Annotated in this window: 15 protein-coding genes; 9 read left to right on the forward strand and 6 right to left on the reverse strand. The window is 64.1% G+C overall.

What is annotated here, in order from left to right; translation table 11 throughout:
- Positions 1-3: 3 nt before the first annotated feature.
- From VK804_RS25965 to VK804_RS25975, 3 genes are read right to left on the reverse strand one after another with little or no spacing between them, the layout of a single operon-like run.
- Positions 4-1,131 (reverse strand): CoA transferase, encoded by a 1,128-nt coding sequence (locus VK804_RS25965; RefSeq protein ID WP_325375543.1) that lies wholly within the window; start codon positions 1,129-1,131, stop codon positions 4-6.
- A complete protein-coding gene (locus VK804_RS25970; RefSeq protein ID WP_325375545.1) occupies positions 1,128-2,297 on the reverse strand; it encodes a CoA transferase in 1,170 nt (389 codons plus the stop codon). Before VK804_RS25970 ends, VK804_RS25965 begins: the two co-directional genes overlap by 4 nt.
- Entirely contained in the window at positions 2,294-3,469 is a 1,176-nt protein-coding gene (locus VK804_RS25975; protein WP_325375547.1) for an acyl-CoA dehydrogenase family protein, read from the reverse strand. The genes VK804_RS25970 and VK804_RS25975 overlap by 4 nt, the downstream gene beginning before the upstream one ends.
- Before the next feature lie 211 nt (positions 3,470-3,680).
- On the opposite strand from VK804_RS25975, the gene VK804_RS25980 reads away from it, so the two are divergent.
- From VK804_RS25980 to VK804_RS26020, 9 genes are read left to right on the forward strand one after another with little or no spacing between them, the layout of a single operon-like run.
- Positions 3,681-4,544: a branched-chain amino acid ABC transporter permease gene (locus tag VK804_RS25980; RefSeq protein ID WP_325375549.1), complete on the forward strand. Its 864-nt coding sequence runs from the start codon at positions 3,681-3,683 to the stop codon at positions 4,542-4,544.
- Entirely contained in the window at positions 4,541-5,506 is a 966-nt protein-coding gene (locus VK804_RS25985; protein WP_325375550.1) for a branched-chain amino acid ABC transporter permease, read from the forward strand. The genes VK804_RS25980 and VK804_RS25985 overlap by 4 nt, the downstream gene beginning before the upstream one ends.
- Positions 5,503-6,207, forward strand: coding sequence for an ABC transporter ATP-binding protein (locus VK804_RS25990; RefSeq protein ID WP_325375552.1), 705 nt, complete (start codon positions 5,503-5,505; stop codon positions 6,205-6,207). Before VK804_RS25985 ends, VK804_RS25990 begins: the two co-directional genes overlap by 4 nt.
- Before the next feature lie 34 nt (positions 6,208-6,241).
- Positions 6,242-7,417 carry an amino acid ABC transporter substrate-binding protein gene (locus VK804_RS25995; RefSeq protein WP_325375554.1) on the forward strand — a complete coding sequence of 392 codons (1,176 nt, stop codon included), beginning with the start codon at positions 6,242-6,244 and terminating at the stop codon, positions 7,415-7,417.
- 7 nt (positions 7,418-7,424) lie between these two features.
- Positions 7,425-8,189 (forward strand): ABC transporter ATP-binding protein, encoded by a 765-nt coding sequence (locus VK804_RS26000; RefSeq protein WP_325375556.1) that lies wholly within the window; start codon positions 7,425-7,427, stop codon positions 8,187-8,189.
- A complete protein-coding gene (locus VK804_RS26005; protein WP_325375558.1) occupies positions 8,182-8,883 on the forward strand; it encodes a nitroreductase in 702 nt (233 codons plus the stop codon). Before VK804_RS26000 ends, VK804_RS26005 begins: the two co-directional genes overlap by 8 nt.
- A 9-nt stretch (positions 8,884-8,892) precedes the next feature.
- The gene (locus VK804_RS26010) at positions 8,893-9,852 is read left to right on the forward strand and encodes a hydroxymethylglutaryl-CoA lyase (protein ID WP_325375560.1); all 960 of its coding nucleotides are present in this window, start codon (positions 8,893-8,895) and stop codon (positions 9,850-9,852) included.
- On the forward strand, positions 9,849-10,811 hold the full coding sequence (locus VK804_RS26015) for a CoA ester lyase (RefSeq protein ID WP_325375562.1): 963 nt from the start codon (positions 9,849-9,851) through the stop codon (positions 10,809-10,811). The genes VK804_RS26010 and VK804_RS26015 overlap by 4 nt, the downstream gene beginning before the upstream one ends.
- Entirely contained in the window at positions 10,808-11,998 is a 1,191-nt protein-coding gene (locus VK804_RS26020; protein ID WP_325375564.1) for a CoA transferase, read from the forward strand. The genes VK804_RS26015 and VK804_RS26020 overlap by 4 nt, the downstream gene beginning before the upstream one ends.
- Before the next feature lie 702 nt (positions 11,999-12,700).
- On the opposite strand, the gene VK804_RS26025 is transcribed toward VK804_RS26020, so the two are convergent.
- The 3 genes from VK804_RS26025 to VK804_RS26035 form a co-directional block, all read right to left on the reverse strand.
- On the reverse strand, positions 12,701-13,330 hold the full coding sequence (locus VK804_RS26025) for a DUF1080 domain-containing protein (RefSeq protein WP_325375566.1): 630 nt from the start codon (positions 13,328-13,330) through the stop codon (positions 12,701-12,703).
- Positions 13,331-13,432: 102 nt separating this feature from the next.
- Entirely contained in the window at positions 13,433-14,908 is a 1,476-nt protein-coding gene (locus VK804_RS26030) for a glycerol-3-phosphate dehydrogenase (RefSeq protein ID WP_325375568.1), read from the reverse strand.
- 66 nt (positions 14,909-14,974) lie between these two features.
- Positions 14,975-15,416 (reverse strand): EAL domain-containing protein (locus VK804_RS26035; RefSeq protein ID WP_325375570.1); only part of this gene is annotated, 442 nt, incomplete at its 5' end.

The following is a 15,416-nucleotide window of genomic DNA, read 5'->3' on the forward strand; positions in this document are numbered from 1 at the left end:
GCCTCACTCCGAAGTTGAAGCAGATTTGCCGAGAACGAGCGCCGTGTGCTCGCCCAAAGCGGGCTCGCGCAGCACCGGCTGCGCCGGCTCGTCACGGAAGCGGATCGGTGGCCCGACGTGACGCCGATTGGTTTCGTCGCGGCGGACCATGCCGCGCGCCACGAGATTCGGATGCGCGAAGGCCTCGGGCAGCGTGTTGACCCGGCCGTAACAGACATCGAGCGTCGCCAGATAGAGGTGCCACTCTGCGAGCGGCCGCTTGCGGAATTCGGCCGCAAGGAAATCCATCACCGGTTGCTGATGCGGTCCGGGTCCGCGCAGGCATAATTCGGCGAGTTCGGGGCGGCCGAACGCGCCTAGCAGATTGTGGATGAATTTCGGCTCCTGTCCGGCGAGGACGAGATGGCGGCCGTCCTGTGTTTCATAGGCACGGTAAAACGCCGCCCCGCCGGTGGTGCGTTCATGGGCTGCGATCGGCTGGCGATCTTCGGCAAAGGTCGGCCCGAGGATGTTGAGCATTCCGCCGACCGTCACATCATGCATGCTGATGTCGATGAAATCGCCTTTGCCCGTCTGCTCGCGGCGCAATAGCGCCATCAGGACGCCCGACAGGCCCTGCAATCCAGCCAGCATGTCGGCTGCGGGAATGCCGGGCATCGCCGGCCGGCCATCGCCGCCGAGCGTCATGCCGAGCAGTCCGCTCTCGGCTTCGAGGGCGAGATCGTGCGCCGGGCGGCCGCGCCATTCGCTGTCCTGGCCGAACGCGCTGATCGAGCAATAGACGATGCGCGGGTTGCGCGCTTGCAGGGTCGCATAGCCGACGCCGAGGCGATCGACCGCGCCCGGCCGGAACGATTCCACGAAGACGTCGGCGTCATCGCACAGCGACAACAGCGCCTCGCGCTGATCAAAATCCTTCAGATCGAGGACGACGCTTTTCTTGCCGCGATTGAGATTGCGGAAGAACACGGTGCTCGGCCCATCGGAAAGGCCGATGTGACGGCTAGGATCGCCCTCGCCCGGCGGCTCGATCTTGATCACCTCGGCGCCGTGATCGGCCATCGCCAGCGTCAAATAGGGTCCCGGCAGGAACACCGAGAGGTCGATGACGCGTATGCCCTCCAGTTTCATGGCGAACCGGCGCGCTCCGTGGCGCGCAACTCGCCGACATAGGCTGCGGTATCGGCGCCGAAAGGAGCGCAAGGCGCCTGGCTCAGCCGCTCGCCGTTGATCTTGATCGGATTGGCAAGCACGCGCATGTCAGCTTTGGCGGGGTGCGGGATGACATTTATCATCCCGGTGGTTTGCAGGAACGGGCTGTCGAGCGCCTGCGCCAGATCCAGCACCGGCGCGATCGGCAGCACGCCGTTCAGTCTGTCGAGCCAGTAGGCGGTGGATTGTCGGCGCATCTCGGAATCAATGATTTCGGTCAGGACATCGCGGTTGGCTTGGCGGAGCGCCGGGGTGAGGAAACGCGGATCGGACGCAAGTTCGCTGCGGCCGATGGCCCCGATCAATTCGCCCCAGAACTTGTCGGTCATGCACATGATGAACAGCCAGCCATCCGACGCCGGAAAGGTCTGCACCGGGGCGACGGAATAATGTGCGCTGCGCGGCTGCCGCGTCGAAACGTGGCCCTCGTTGAGATACCAGGTGGCGACATAGCCGAGCTGGTGCAGCGCCACGTCGAGCAGGCAGGTGTCGACGTCGCAGCCCCTGCCGGTCGCCCTCGCCTGGATGATCGCCGACAATAGTCCGACCGCCGCCGTCAATCCCGTGGTGTGATCGATGATCGAGGGCGCGCCGAGGCGCGACGGCGGCCCGTCAGGTTCGCCGGTCAGGTGCATCAGGCCGGACTCCGCCTGCATCAGATAATCGTAGCCCGGCCACGAGGCACGCTCGTTGTCACGGCCGTAGGCCGACACGTGGACGCAGACCAAGGCCGGGTTGACGCTCGCAAGGGTCTCGTAGTCGAGGCCCATCTTCGCCGGCAGGTCGCCGCGGAGATTGTTGACCAGCGCGTCCGCCCCCGAAACGAGCTTCCGCAGCGCGGCCTTGCCCTCCTCGTTGCGCAGATCGACCGCGACGCTCTTCTTGTTGATGTTGAACGCCTGGAAATATTCGCTGTCGTTCGGTCCCAGCGTATAGGGCCCGGTCTTGCGCGAGGGATCGCCGCCGATGGCGGCGTTTTCGATCTTGATGACCTCCGCTCCGAGATCGGCCAGCAGCATGGTGCCGTACGGCGCTGCGCCGAACTGCTCGACCGAGACGATGCGAACGCCCTGCAGTGGCTTCATGCCGCAGAATTCCTTTTGATCAATTGCTTGGAGATGATGATGCGCTGCATTTCGTTGGTGCCCTCGCCGATGCAGGTCAAGGGCGCGTCGCGATACAGCCGCTCGATGTCATACTCCTTCGAATAGCCGTAGGCGCCGTGGATCCGCATGCCTTCGATGGCATTCTCGAGCGCCGCTTCGCTGGCGAAATATTTGGCCATGCCGGCTTCCATGTCGCAGCGCTCGCCGCGGTCGAAGGCCTGAGCTGCGTCGAGCGTCAAGAGCCGCGCGGCGCGGGCACGGGTCGCCATCTCGCCGAGCTTCAACTGGATCGCCTGGTGCTCGCAGATCGGCTTGCCGAACGTCTTCCTGACCTGGGCGTAATCCAGCGCGAGCTTCAGCGCGCCTTCGGCGATGCCGACGCCGCGCGAGGCGACGTTGATGCGGCCGAGTTCCAGTCCGCCGGTGGCCTGGAAAAAACCCTGCCCCTCGACGCCGCCGATCAGGTGATCGGCCGGCAGCCGATAATCGTCGAACGACAGCTCCGCGGTATCGATCGACTTGTAACCGAGCTTCGGCAGCTTGCGGCCGACCGAAAAGCCTTCCTGCTTCGGCGCGATGAACAGGCTCATCCCGGTATAGCGCGGCTGGGCGTTCGGATTGGTCTTGACCAGCATCGCAAAGCAGGAGCCCTCCGCGCCGTTGGTGATCCAGGTCTTGGTGCCGTTGATGACGTAGTGATCGCCGTCGCGCTTGGCGGTCATGCGGATGCCCTGCAGGTCGGTGCCGGCATCGGGCTCGGTCAGGGCGAGTCCGCCGCGGATCTCGCCGGAGGCGATCTTGGGCAGCCATTGCACCTTCTGCTGCGGCGTGCCGAATTTCTCGATCGCCAACGCCAGCATCAGATGTGAATTGATGATCCCGGTGATCGACATCCAGACCGACGAGATGCTCATGACGATCTTGGCGTAGGTCGAGGACGACAGTCCGAGCCCGCCGAACTCCGGCGAAATCGTCGCGCCGAACAGGCCGAGCTCCTTCATCTGCTCGACGACATGATGCGGATAGCGATCCTCGTGATCGTATTCGCGCACGATCGGCTTCAGCTCGCGCGCCACCCAACGCTCGATCGTATCCAGGATCTGGGTTTCGTCCTCCGCGTCCAAGGGCGCATTGCGCAACGCCTGCGTCATCGCGGAAATCCTCCGAGTTGTACGGACAACTTTTGCGTTGTCGTCCGAAGGTGTCTATAACGCAGGCCTTGACGGCAAGTAAAGTCCTCAGTAGTTGTCTGGACAAAATCAATCCTGCTCCCGGGAGGAGTTATGGTGGGCGCCCGCCGCGGACATCTTCGATCGTCTTCCCCATGGCGCGACGCGGCGCGGCCCGAAACAAGGTTCGCCGATGCCGGTCGCTGAGCTCGTGATCGGCGGCATTCTGCTCGGCGGGGTCTACGCGCTGATGGCGTGCGGGCTGAATTTGATTTTCGGCGTGATGCGCGTCATCAACTTTGCCCATGGCGACATTCTGGCGATCGCGGCACTGTCGACGGTGTCGATCGCGGTCGGCTTCAAGCTGCCGTTCTGGGTTGCGGTCGTCGTGGTGCCGATCGGTTGCGCCGCGTTCGGCGCACTGATCCATGTCGTGATCCTGCGGCGCATCGAGGGCGCGCCGATGATCATGTCGCTGCTGGCGACCTATGCGCTGTCGACGATCCTCGTCAATGTCGCAATCCTGATCTGGGGCGGCGGCTATAGCGGCCTGCCCGGCGTTCTCTCCGGTTCGGTACGCCTGCTCGGAGTAAACGTCTCGATCTCGCGGCTGGTGTCGTTTGCCTGCGCGCTCGCCGTCAGTTTCGCGGTCTGGTGGCTGCTCGAGTTCACCCGGTTCGGGCGCGCCGTGCGCTCGGTGTCGCAGGCGCCGGAGCTTGCGAGCATCTCCGGCATCGCCATCGAGAAGGTGCGGCTTGCGACGTTTGCGCTGGGAACCGGAATGGCGGGGCTGGCAGGCGTGCTGGTCGCCCCCGCCTTCGCGATCGACCCGCAACTCGGCTCGCGCTTCATCATCAAGGCGTTTGCCGTCATCATCGTCGGCGGAATGGGCAGCTATCCCGGCGCTATTCTCGCGGCACTTCTGCTCGGCGTCATCGAGGTCGTCGGCAGCTATTTGGCCGGCGCCGTGATCGGCTCGGCCTTCCTTTTCCTGCTGATGCTGGCGGTGCTGTTGATTCGTCCGCGCGGGCTATTGGGCGCTGGGATTCGCGCATGAAAGGCATCAACCCGCTCGGCATTGCCGCCGTAGCCGGCATCGTCGCGCTGCTGCTGCCGTTGGTCGGATCGGACTATGCGGTTTCGTTTTCGATTCAGCTGCTGATCTTCCTGGTGCTCGCCTATTCCTGGAACCTGATCGGCGGCTATGCCGGCTACACCCATTTCGGGCAGGTCAGCTTTTTCGGCATCGGCGCCTATGTCGGGTCGCTGCTGATCTTTCACTGGAACGTGCCCTGGTATCTCGCCGCTGTGGTCGCCGGCTTTGCCGGCGCGGTGACCGCAATTCCGCTCGGAGCTGCGATGCTGCGCCTCAAGGGACCTTTTTTCGCCATCGGCATGTTCGGCCTGGCGCGGGTGCTGGAGGCATTCGCCCTGGGATTCGACTCCATCACCCAGGGCGGCACCGGCATCTACCTGAAACCGATCAACGATCTCAGGCCGCTTTATTACGTCGCCGCAGTGGTGGCCGCGATCATGCTGCTCGCTACCTGGAAGCTCGACAACTCCCGCCTCGGCCTGAAACTGCTGGCGATCCGCGAGGACGAGAGCGCCGCCGAGTCGCTGGGCATCCCGACCACGCGGCTCAAGATCGGCACCCTCGTTGCGTCCGCGATCGCGCCGGCCGCGATGGGCGCGCTGTATGCGGTCTATCTCGGCTTCATCGATCCGCCGACGGCGTTCGCCTCGAACATCGAGCTCACGACCATTGCGATGGTGCTGCTCGGCGGCATGGGGACCGTGCTCGGTCCACTGTGCGGCGCCGTCGTGCTTTCCGTCGTCAATGAAGTGCTGTGGGCGAATTATCCGCAAATCTATCTGGCTTCCGTCGGCGTCATCATCCTGCTCGCGGTATTGTACATGCCGCGCGGCATCGTCAATCTCGGCATGAAAACCGGATGGCTCGCGATCGGGCGACCGCTGTTCCGCCGGATGGCCGCGCGTCAGGGGCACGCGTCATGACCGACACCATCCTTGCCGTCGAGAATGTTTCAAAGCGCTTCGCCGGCCGCGTGGCGCTGGATTCCGTCAGCATCGAGGTTGCGCGCGGTTCGATCACCGGCGTGATCGGCCCCAACGGTTCCGGCAAATCGACGCTGTTCAACATCATCGCCGGTACGCTGCGGCCGGACCAGGGCCGCGTGCTGATCGAGGGGCGGAATATCACGTCCGCCTCGGCCGCGCAGATCTGCGGCCTGGGCGTGGCGCGCACCTTCCAGATCAGCCGGCTGTTTGCGGAAATGACGGTTTTGGAAAACCTCATCGCGGTCGCGCGCGGCAGGGACGACCGCGCGGCGATTGCGCTCGCGCTCGAACTGTTGGAGTTTCTCGAAATCACTGATATCGCCGACCGCTGGGGCGCCGAATTGTCCTATGGACAGCGCAAGCTCGTCGAGATCGCCCGCGCGCTGATGCTGCAGCCGAAAATCATGCTGCTGGACGAGCCCTTCGCCGGCGTCAATCCGCGGCTGCAGAACCGCATCGTCGATCACCTCAAGGCGCTCTGTATCAGGGGCATCACGGTTTTCTTCATCGATCACGAGATGCGCATCGTGCTGAAGGAATGCGATCTCGTCTACGTCCTTGCCGAGGGGCGCCTGATCGCGCGCGGCGATACCGAGACCGTTCGCAACGACGCGAAAGTGCTGCAAGCCTATTTCTGAAAGAGGACCATCGGCAGTCCATAGGGAGGTAAACATGACAAAAAGACTTTTACTGGCGGCGGCGACGGCCCTCGCCGCACTCACGCTGCCTTTGGCCGCCCACGCTGCCGATCCGGTGCGTATCGGCGTGGCGCTCTCCCAGACCGGCAATCTCGCGGACTCCGCGGCGCCCTATTTTAGGGGGCTCGACCTCTGGCGCGAGCAGGCCAATGCGCGCGGCGGATTGGCCGGCCGGCCGGTCGAGTTCGTGGTCTATGACGACCGTTCCGATCCCGCCACCGCCGCCCGCCTCTACGAGAAGCTGATCACCGGCGACAAGGTCGACTTCGTGATCTCCTCGCTGGGGTCGGCGACCGCGGCCACGGGATCGGCGGTCGCGGAGAAGCACAAGATGCTGATGATCAACGGCGGCGGCGCGGCCGAAGCGATCCAGCAGCGCGGTTTCAAATATGTGTTCCAGACTGCCGCGCGCATTTCGTCCTACGCCGACGGCGTCATCCCCATGGTCGAAAAATATCACGTCAAGAGCATCGCGCTGGTCTCAAGGGACTATGCCGCGGCGCGCGACATCAGCAAGGCGATCAAGGAGTCCTTGAACGGGCGCGACGTCAAGGTCGTGATGGACGAATATTTCCCGGCGGGGACTGCGGACTTCTCCTCGCAGATCGCCAAGGGCCAGCAACTGCAGCCTGACCTGTGGATCGGATTGCTCTATCCGAGCGAGGCGATCGAGACGGTTCGCCAGTTTCATTCGATGAACTACATGCCAAAGCTGTTCATCGCCAACGGTGTCTCGCAGCAGGATTTCATTGCGGCCGCCGGCCAGGATGCCGAATATGCGCTCGGCATGTCCTTGTACGAGCCTTCGCTGCCCAGCGAAGGCAACAAGGAATTCGTAAAAACCTATCGCGAGAAATACAACGGCGATCCCGGCTATTATGCCGCGTTCGGTTTCGTCGCCGGCACCGTCCTGGAAGCCGCCGTCAAGCAAGCCGGCTCGATCGACATCGAAAAAGTGCGCGACGTTCTCACCACGCTCAAGATGGGTACCGTGATGGGCAAGCACGAGGTCGATCCCGCGACCTATATGCAGATCGGCGTTCGCGGCCTGCTGGTCCAGATCCAGAACGGCAAGCGCGAGGTGATCTGGCCCGAGGAATTCAAGACCGCCGAGCCGAAACTGCCGATTCCCGCATGGGACAAGCGCTGAGGCGATGATGACCGCTGACATTCCACCGCTCGAACTTTGTGAGATCACGTCGGGCTACGGCGATGTCCCGGTGATCCGCCGCATCAGCATGGTCTTCCCGAAGGGGCTCATCACGACCATCATCGGCTCCAACGGCGCCGGCAAATCGACCGCGATCAAGGTCGCATCCGGGCTGCTGCGCGCCTGGAACGGAAGCATCCGGGTGCGCGGCACCGACATCACCAGAGAGCCCGCCGACCGGCGGGTTCACCGCGGCATCGCCTATGTCCCGCAGGGCCGCATCGTGGTGCCGGAAATGTCGGTGCGCGACAATCTGATGATCGGCGCCCACATTCTGGGCGGCAACCGGGCTGCGATCGAGGCCGCCCTGCAGCGGGTTCTGGAGCTGTTTCCCGCTTTGAAACCACTGATGAAGCAGCAGGCCGACACCATGAGCGGCGGCGAGCAGCAGATGCTCGCGATCGGCCGGGCGCTGATGACGACCCCTGACATCCTCATGCTGGATGAGCCGTCGCTGGGCTTGTCGCCCAAATTCGTGGATATTGTATTCGAGAAGCTGTTCTCGCTGCGGGCTGAAGGAATGACCATCGCGATGGTCGAACAGAAGGCCTCCCATGCCCTCGGTATCTCCGACCGCGGTTATGTGATGCATCTCGGACAGGTCGCCTGCGAAGGCCCCGCCCCAGATCTGCTGGCCAACGACGACATCAAACGGCTGTTTCTGGGCGAAATTCCGGAAAGCATGAAAACCCTGAGTTTCAACGATGCATGAAACCTCCAGCCCCTCCAAAACCGCGGTCGACGACGCCATCAGGAGCCGCCAATCGGTGCGGGCGTTCCTGCCGACGCCGATCGCGCGTTCCACCGTCGAAGAGCTTCTGACGGTGGCCAGCCGCAGCGCGAGCGGCAGCAACATCCAGCCATGGCGTATCCGGGTCATTGCCGGCGAGACCAAGAACCGGCTGACAGCTGCGATCCTCGGTGCGGTGGCGCGCGACGGTTTTGAACCCTATCAGCGCGAATGGAATTACTATCCCGTGAACTGGCGCGAGCCGTTTCTCGGCCGCCGCCGCAAGATCGGCTGGGACATGTACAGCCTGCTCGGCGTCGCCAAGGGCGATTTCGAGGGCACGCAGGCTGCGCGGTTGCGCAATTACGAGTTCTTCGGCGCCCCCGTCGGCATGATCTTCACGCTGGATGAGGATCTGGAGATCGGAAGCTGGCTCGATCTCGGTATTTTCCTCGACGCCGTCATGATCGCGGCGCGCGGACGCGGACTGCACACTTGTCCGCAGGCGGCGTTTGCCGACTTCCACAGGATCATCCGGTCGCAGCTGAACATTCCGGAAAACCAGATCATTGTTTGCGGGATGGCGCTTGGCCACATCGATCCGGATGCGCCGGTCAATGCCCTCGTCACCGAGCGCGCGCCGATCAGCGACTTCGCCACCTTCGAAGGTCTGTGAGCCCACATCATGACGCTCAGCCTGCCGAACAAGATCACCGTCACTGAGGTCGGTCCGCGCGACGGCCTGCAGAGTTTTCCGCGCTGGATCGACACCGATACCAAGGTTGATATCGTCGATCGCCTGTCGGACCTCGGCCTGCCCGTCATCGAGGTTTCGAGTTTTGCGCATCCGAAAATCGTTCCGCATCTGCGCGATGCGGAGGAAGTGTTTGCGCGGATCAGGCGCCGGCCGGGAACGGTCTACCGGGCGCTGGTGCCGAATGCCCGCGGCGCCGAGCGTGCTGCTGCAGCCAGCGTCGGCGAGATGCTCGGCCTGATCACGATCAGCGCGACCTATACCCGCAAGAACCAGAACATGACGATCGACGAGGCGATCGCCCAGAATCTCCAATCATTCCGGATCGCGGAATCAGCCAACATACCCTTCGTCATGGCGCTCGGCATGGCGTTCTGGTGCGCCTATGAGGGATTGATTCCAGAAGACGACGTCATCGCCGTGGTTCGGCGCCTGCACGACGGCGGCATCCGCCGCTTCTATCTCGCGGGCTCGCTCGGCATGGAGGATCCCGCTCACGTCAACCGCCTGTTTTCGCGCCTTGGCGAAGAGTTTCCGGATTCAGCCTTCGGGTTTCACATCCACAATCTGTCGGGCATGGCGACCGCCAACATCCTCGCCGCGCTCGATGCCGGCGCTGGCTGGCTGGAGGGCGCGATCTGCGGCATCGGCGGCGGGATCGCGATGCCGGGCAAGATCGGCTCCGTCGGCAATTTCCCGACCGAGGATCTGGTGGCGATGCTCGCCGAAATCGGAATCGAGACCGGCATCGATCCGGAGCAGACGGCGGCTTTGTCACGCGAAATTTCCGCCATCCTCGGCATCGAGCCGCAGAGCCACCGCGCCAACGGCGCCACCCGCAAATCGGTCGCCGAACTCGCCATCAGGAACCCCCATATGAGATACACATGAAATCCAACATTGCCTCGCGGCGCTCGCTGCTCGCCGTCCCCGCCACCTCGCCACGCTTTATGGAGAAAGCCGCGCAAGGCCCGGCCGATGCGATCTTCCTTGACCTCGAAGACGCGGTGGTCGCTTCCCTCAAGCCGAAGGCGCGGGGCGAAGCCATCGCCGCGCTCAACGAGCTCGATTGGGGGTCGCGCGCCGTCGCCGTCCGGGTCAACGGTTTTGACACCCCATGGGGCTGCCGCGACATCATCGAGGTGGTCGAGGCCTGTCCGCGGCTCGACTTTATCCTGCTGCCGAAATGCGAATCGGCGGCCGATGTCCATGCCGTCGAGGTGATGATCCGTTCCGCCGAGCGATCGGCGCCGCGCCAGCGCGAGGTCGGCATCATGGGATTGATCGAGACGGCGCGCGGCGTCGCCAATGCCGAGACGATCGCGCAAGCCGGCGGCCGGCTCTGCGCGCTGGTGTTCGGCGGCGGCGACTATCAGCTCGACCTCGGCAGCTTTCAGGGCGCGGTCGGCGCGCCCTCGCCCGACTACGTGGTGCTGACCGACGATGACGGAAGCGGGCTGCGCGAGCGGCACTGGAACGATCTCTGGCATTTTGCAACGGCACGGATCGCCAACGCCTGCCGCGCCTTCGGTCTCGCCCCGATCGATGGGCCGTTCTCGGTGATCCGGGACACCGACGGCTTGCGCGCCGCCACCAAACGCGCCGCCGCGCTCGGCTTCGGATGCAAGATGGCGATCCATCCCTCACAGATCGAAACCATCCACGAGGTGCTGACCCCGTCGGCTGGCCAAGTCGCCTGGGCCAACGAGGTGATCGACGCCATGTCGGCGGCGGAACGCGACGGGCGCGGCGCGGTCAAGGACAGGAACGGCGACATGATCGATCTGATGCATGTCAAGCTCGCCAACAAGCTGCTCGCGCGCGCCGCCAGCATCGGGGGCAAGTCATGAGCGCGCTTGAGGGAATTCGCGTCCTCGATCTCGGCACCTTCATCGCGGGGCCGCATTGCGCAACCATCCTCGGCGAGTTCGGCGCCGAAGTGATCAAGGTCGAGCCGCCGAAATCCGGCGACTCGCTGCGCCGGCTCGGCACCAACACCGAGTGCGGTGATACGCTGGTGTGGCTCTCGGAAGCCCGCAACAAGAAATGCGTCACGCTCAATCTGGCGAGCGAAGCCGGCCGCGAGCTGCTGCGGCAACTCGCCGCCAAATGCGACATCATCGTCGAGAATTTCCGTCCCGGCACTCTGGAGAAATGGGGTCTCGGCTATGAGGAGCTGAAAAAGCTCAATCCCGGCGCCATCCTTGTGCGCATCTCAGCCTATGGCCAGGACGGACCGATGCGCACCCAGCCCGGCTTTGCCCGGATCGCGCACGCCTTCTCCGGCCTCACTTTTCTCGCCGGCATGCCCGGCGGCCCGCCGGTCGTTCCAGGCTCTACCTCGCTGGCCGACTACATGTCCGGCATGTACGGCGCGATCGGCGCCCTCGTCGCGCTGAAGGCGCGCGACGCGACGGGGGTCGGGCAGTGCGTTGATCTCGCGCTCTACGAGTCGGTGTTTCGCGTGCTCGACGAGATCGCGCCAGCCTACCAGAAATTCGGTTATGTGCGCGAGCGGATGGGCGCAGACACCGTCAACGTCTGCCCGCACAGCCACTACCAGACTAGCGACGGCAAGTGGGTCGCGATTGCCTGCACCAGCGACCAGATGTTCGTTCGCTTGGCCGATACCATGCAGCAGCCGGAGCTGGCCTCGGCCGAGCGCTATGGCCCACAAGCGCTGCGGCTTGCGGCGCGCGACGAGGTCAACGCCATCGTCGCAACATGGGTCGCATCATCAGACTGCGAAACCATCCTCGCGCGCTGCATGGCCGGCGGCGTGCCGGCCAGTCTCATCTACAGCATCGCCGACATCTTCGAAGACCCGCAATATCGCGCCCGCGGCAACATCAAGCTCACGGACTCGCGCATCGGCCCCATCGCTGTTCCGGACGTGGTGCCGAAACTTTCGGCCACGCCCGGCGAAATCCGATGGCTCGGCGGAGGGTTGGGCGCGCAGAACGAGGAAATTTTTGGGGAGTTGCTCGGATTGAACGGCGAGGATCTCAGGAGATTGCGGGATCAGGGCGCGATTTAGGCCCAATTTGCAAATGCGGCAGGGTCACTAGGTCTTCCCGTAATTTCAATCCGGTTTGCCCGTCGGGTTATTTTGTCGCAGGCCGATCGACCATTTTCTGCTTTTCAGCATCTTCTGATTATCCTATATTGCTCCCCGTCCCGTCCCACTATGAGGGGCGTTTCGCGGTCGTCACTAAACGCGGGGCGGGATGCGGTGGACGCCGATGGTGCTCTTGACGAAGGCATTTGAGGCGGACGGCGAAGCCGTGTGGTCCTGGCACCTCGACGCTGGTGTCAAGTTGGCGCTTAGGAGCGCCGGTGACGGTGGCCAAAGAGCCCGAGCACCGGGGAGATCACGGAATAAGCCGTAAACCATTGCGTGGGGAATGCCGGGTGATTCCGGTGTGACCTGACAACACGTGTGCGTTCTACCACTACCCGTTGCACACGTGGCTATCGGGCGCATCGGCCGCCCGGCATTCCCTGCGCCCTCTATTTGGAGGGCGGGAATAAAGGAATACCTCGCGCAACACCATGCGGCGAGATCGCGAAGTTATGTCTCAACGTCATTGCGAGCGCAGCGAAGCAATCCATTCCTTCTTTTCATTGCACGATGGATTGCTTCGCTGCGCTCGCAATGACGGGGCTGTTTGACAATTGAATCGAGAGCGCAACCGTCGTCCCGACGCGGAGGCCAGGACGACTTGAGAGCGCCCTGCCCCTAAAGCGGCTTGATCTCGACTTTGCGGAACTTGACCACGCCCTTGTCGCTCTCGACGCCGTTGGCGTCCTTGAGGCCGAGCCCGTGCTGCAGGGCGATGTGGCCGGTTGCGAATTTGGCGTCCTGGGCAGCGTCGACGGTTTTTTGTCCGTTCAGCGTCACCGTGAAGGTCGGGCCCTTGGCCGTGATCTCATAGACGTTCCATTTGCCGCCGGCCTTCGGCATCGGATCGACCTTGGCGACATTGACGATGGCGCCGGTACCGTAGCTCGGATCGGGACGCGCATCCCAGATGTTCACCTCGTAGGCGGTCGAGCCGGTGACCTTGCCGGGATCGGTGCAGCGAATGAAGATGCCGCTGTTGGCGACGTCGTCGATCCAGAATTCGGCCCTGAGCTGGAAATCGCCATAGGCGTTTTTGGTGACCAGGAAGCCGTTGCCCTTGTCGGCCACGGCGGCGCCGTCCTCGATCTTCCAATCGGCGGTGCCGATCTGGTTGAAATTGTCGAGGTTCTTGCCGTCGAACAGCGTAACCCAGCCGTCGGTCTGGCCGGACGCCCGATGCGCGTAAGGAAATGCAGCAATCCCGGCCAACAACAGCCCGGCGCCGACGATGGAGCGACGATTCATGGTGATCTCCTCCCGAATTGTTTTTTTGTGACGCACCTGTTTTCAGGCCCGCTGTTTCCCACAGACCATCAACATAGCAAGCGGCGGTCTATTCCGCAAAATTCACCCCGGTGCGGCCATGAATGCCGCCAACGCCTCGCGTCCTTCCGGCGGCATGGTCAGGCCCAGCTTGGAACGGCGCCACAGCACATCATCCGGGAAGCGCGCCCATTCCTTGGTCATGAGGTGGCGCACCTCGGCTCCGGTCAATTCCGGGCCAAAGGCCGGGCCGAGCTCGGCCCGGGTTTTCGCTTCGCCCAGCACATCCGCGATACGCGTTCCATAAGCCCCGACCAGCCGCGTCGCCTCGGCGTCGGTCAGGAACCGCCAGCGCCCTTGCGCGCGGTCGACCTCCGCCTCGAATTTCGCCCAGTCAAAATCGCCGCCGGGCAGCGCCGCTTTCGCGGTCCAGCGCGGCGACATCGGGTAGAACGGCGTGAAGCGGGAGACCGCCCGCTCGGCGCGCAGCCGCGACGTCGTGACATCGCCGCCAAAGATCGTCAGCAGCGGCGCCTTGCCGCGCGGCCGGTCGAACATCATCGCGCCGTCGCGCGCGGCTGACCGGCTGGCGGGATCGAACACCGCGTTGGCGCCGGAGACCGTCCGGATCACATCGGACGGGTCGATCTTTTCGCGGAAATAGCGGTTGGCGGCATCGCACAGATACGCCACGTCGCCGGCCGCCATCGCCACGATGGCGGGATCGCCCCTGAAGGGCTGGGCGACGGTGCCGATCAGCGTGAAATCGCGCTGGTAGGGACTGGCGAAGATCAGCCGGCGGTCGCTGTTCTGGAAGACGTAGACGTTGTCGGTCTCGAACAGGCGCCGGACGATGATCTGGCTCATCCTGATAGCGCCAAGCCTTAGCCGTGGCGGCGGCATCCGCAGCACGGTCTCGGCCACCGAGGCGGTCCAGGCGCCGCTGGCATTGACCAGGGCGCGTGCCGTGATCACCCGGCGATGGCCGCGGTCGATCACCGCCAGCCGCCAGAAATCGTGCCGGTCGGCGCGGACGCAGCGCGCGCCGGTGCGGATGTCGGCGCCCCGCTCGGCCGCATCGAGCGCAGTGGCGATCACCAGCCGCGAATCGTCCACCACGCAGTCGGAATATTCGAACGCCGTGCCGAACGGCCGCTTCAGCGCGTTGCCGACCGGATGATGGGTGACGTCAACCGTCAAGGAAGGCGGCAGATCCATCCGCGGCGCCAGCCGGTCATACAGCAACAGCCAGGACCGCAGCAGCCAGGACGGACGCTCGTCGGAATGCGCGGGGATCACGAACCGCGAGGGACGCACCAGATGCGGCGCAATCCGCAGCCAGACGTCACGCTCGGCAAGCTGACGGCGGACGCGCAGCAGGCCGCGGCGTTCCAGCATCGCAAGATCGCCATGGATCAGCCGCGAGGTCGCCGAGGACGCGGCGGCGCCGAGGTCGCCTTGTTCGAGCAGGACGACGCGCAGGCCACGACCGGCGGCATCGCGCGCCACGCTGACGCCGTTGAGACCGCCGCCGATGATCGCAAGGTCATAATCCGCCATGCGCCACGTATAGCGTTTTCCGGTGACGCGATAACGGCACGTTCGGTAAAAACGTCAGGGCGTGCGCTAACCGATCTTGCGCGTCAGTTCCATCGTATCGGAGCGTCCGACCAGCGCGAAGTACTGTCCGATCGGCGCCGGCTTGCCGAGGAAATAGCCCTGCACCGCGTCGCAACCCTCGTCGGCGAGGAAAGCGAGCTGCTCCTGGGTCTCGACGCCCTCGGCGACGATCGACATTCCAAGGCCGTGGCCGAGGCCGATCACCGCGCGCACGATCGAGGCAGATTGCGGATTGCGCCCGAGATTCATCACGAAGGCGCGGTCGATCTTGATCTTGTCGAACGGGAACGCCTGCAAATAGCTCAACGAGGAATAACCGCTGCCGAAATCGTCCATCGAAACCCGCACGCCGAGCGCCTTCAGGCGCCGCAGCAACGCCAGGCCGCGATCGAAATCCTCGATCAGCACGCCCTCGGTGATTTCCAGCTCCAGCCGGCCGGGCGCCAAT

Origin of the sequence: Bradyrhizobium sp. (genome assembly GCF_035484855.1) — a bacterium.
Lineage (GTDB): Bacteria > Pseudomonadota > Alphaproteobacteria > Rhizobiales > Xanthobacteraceae > Bradyrhizobium.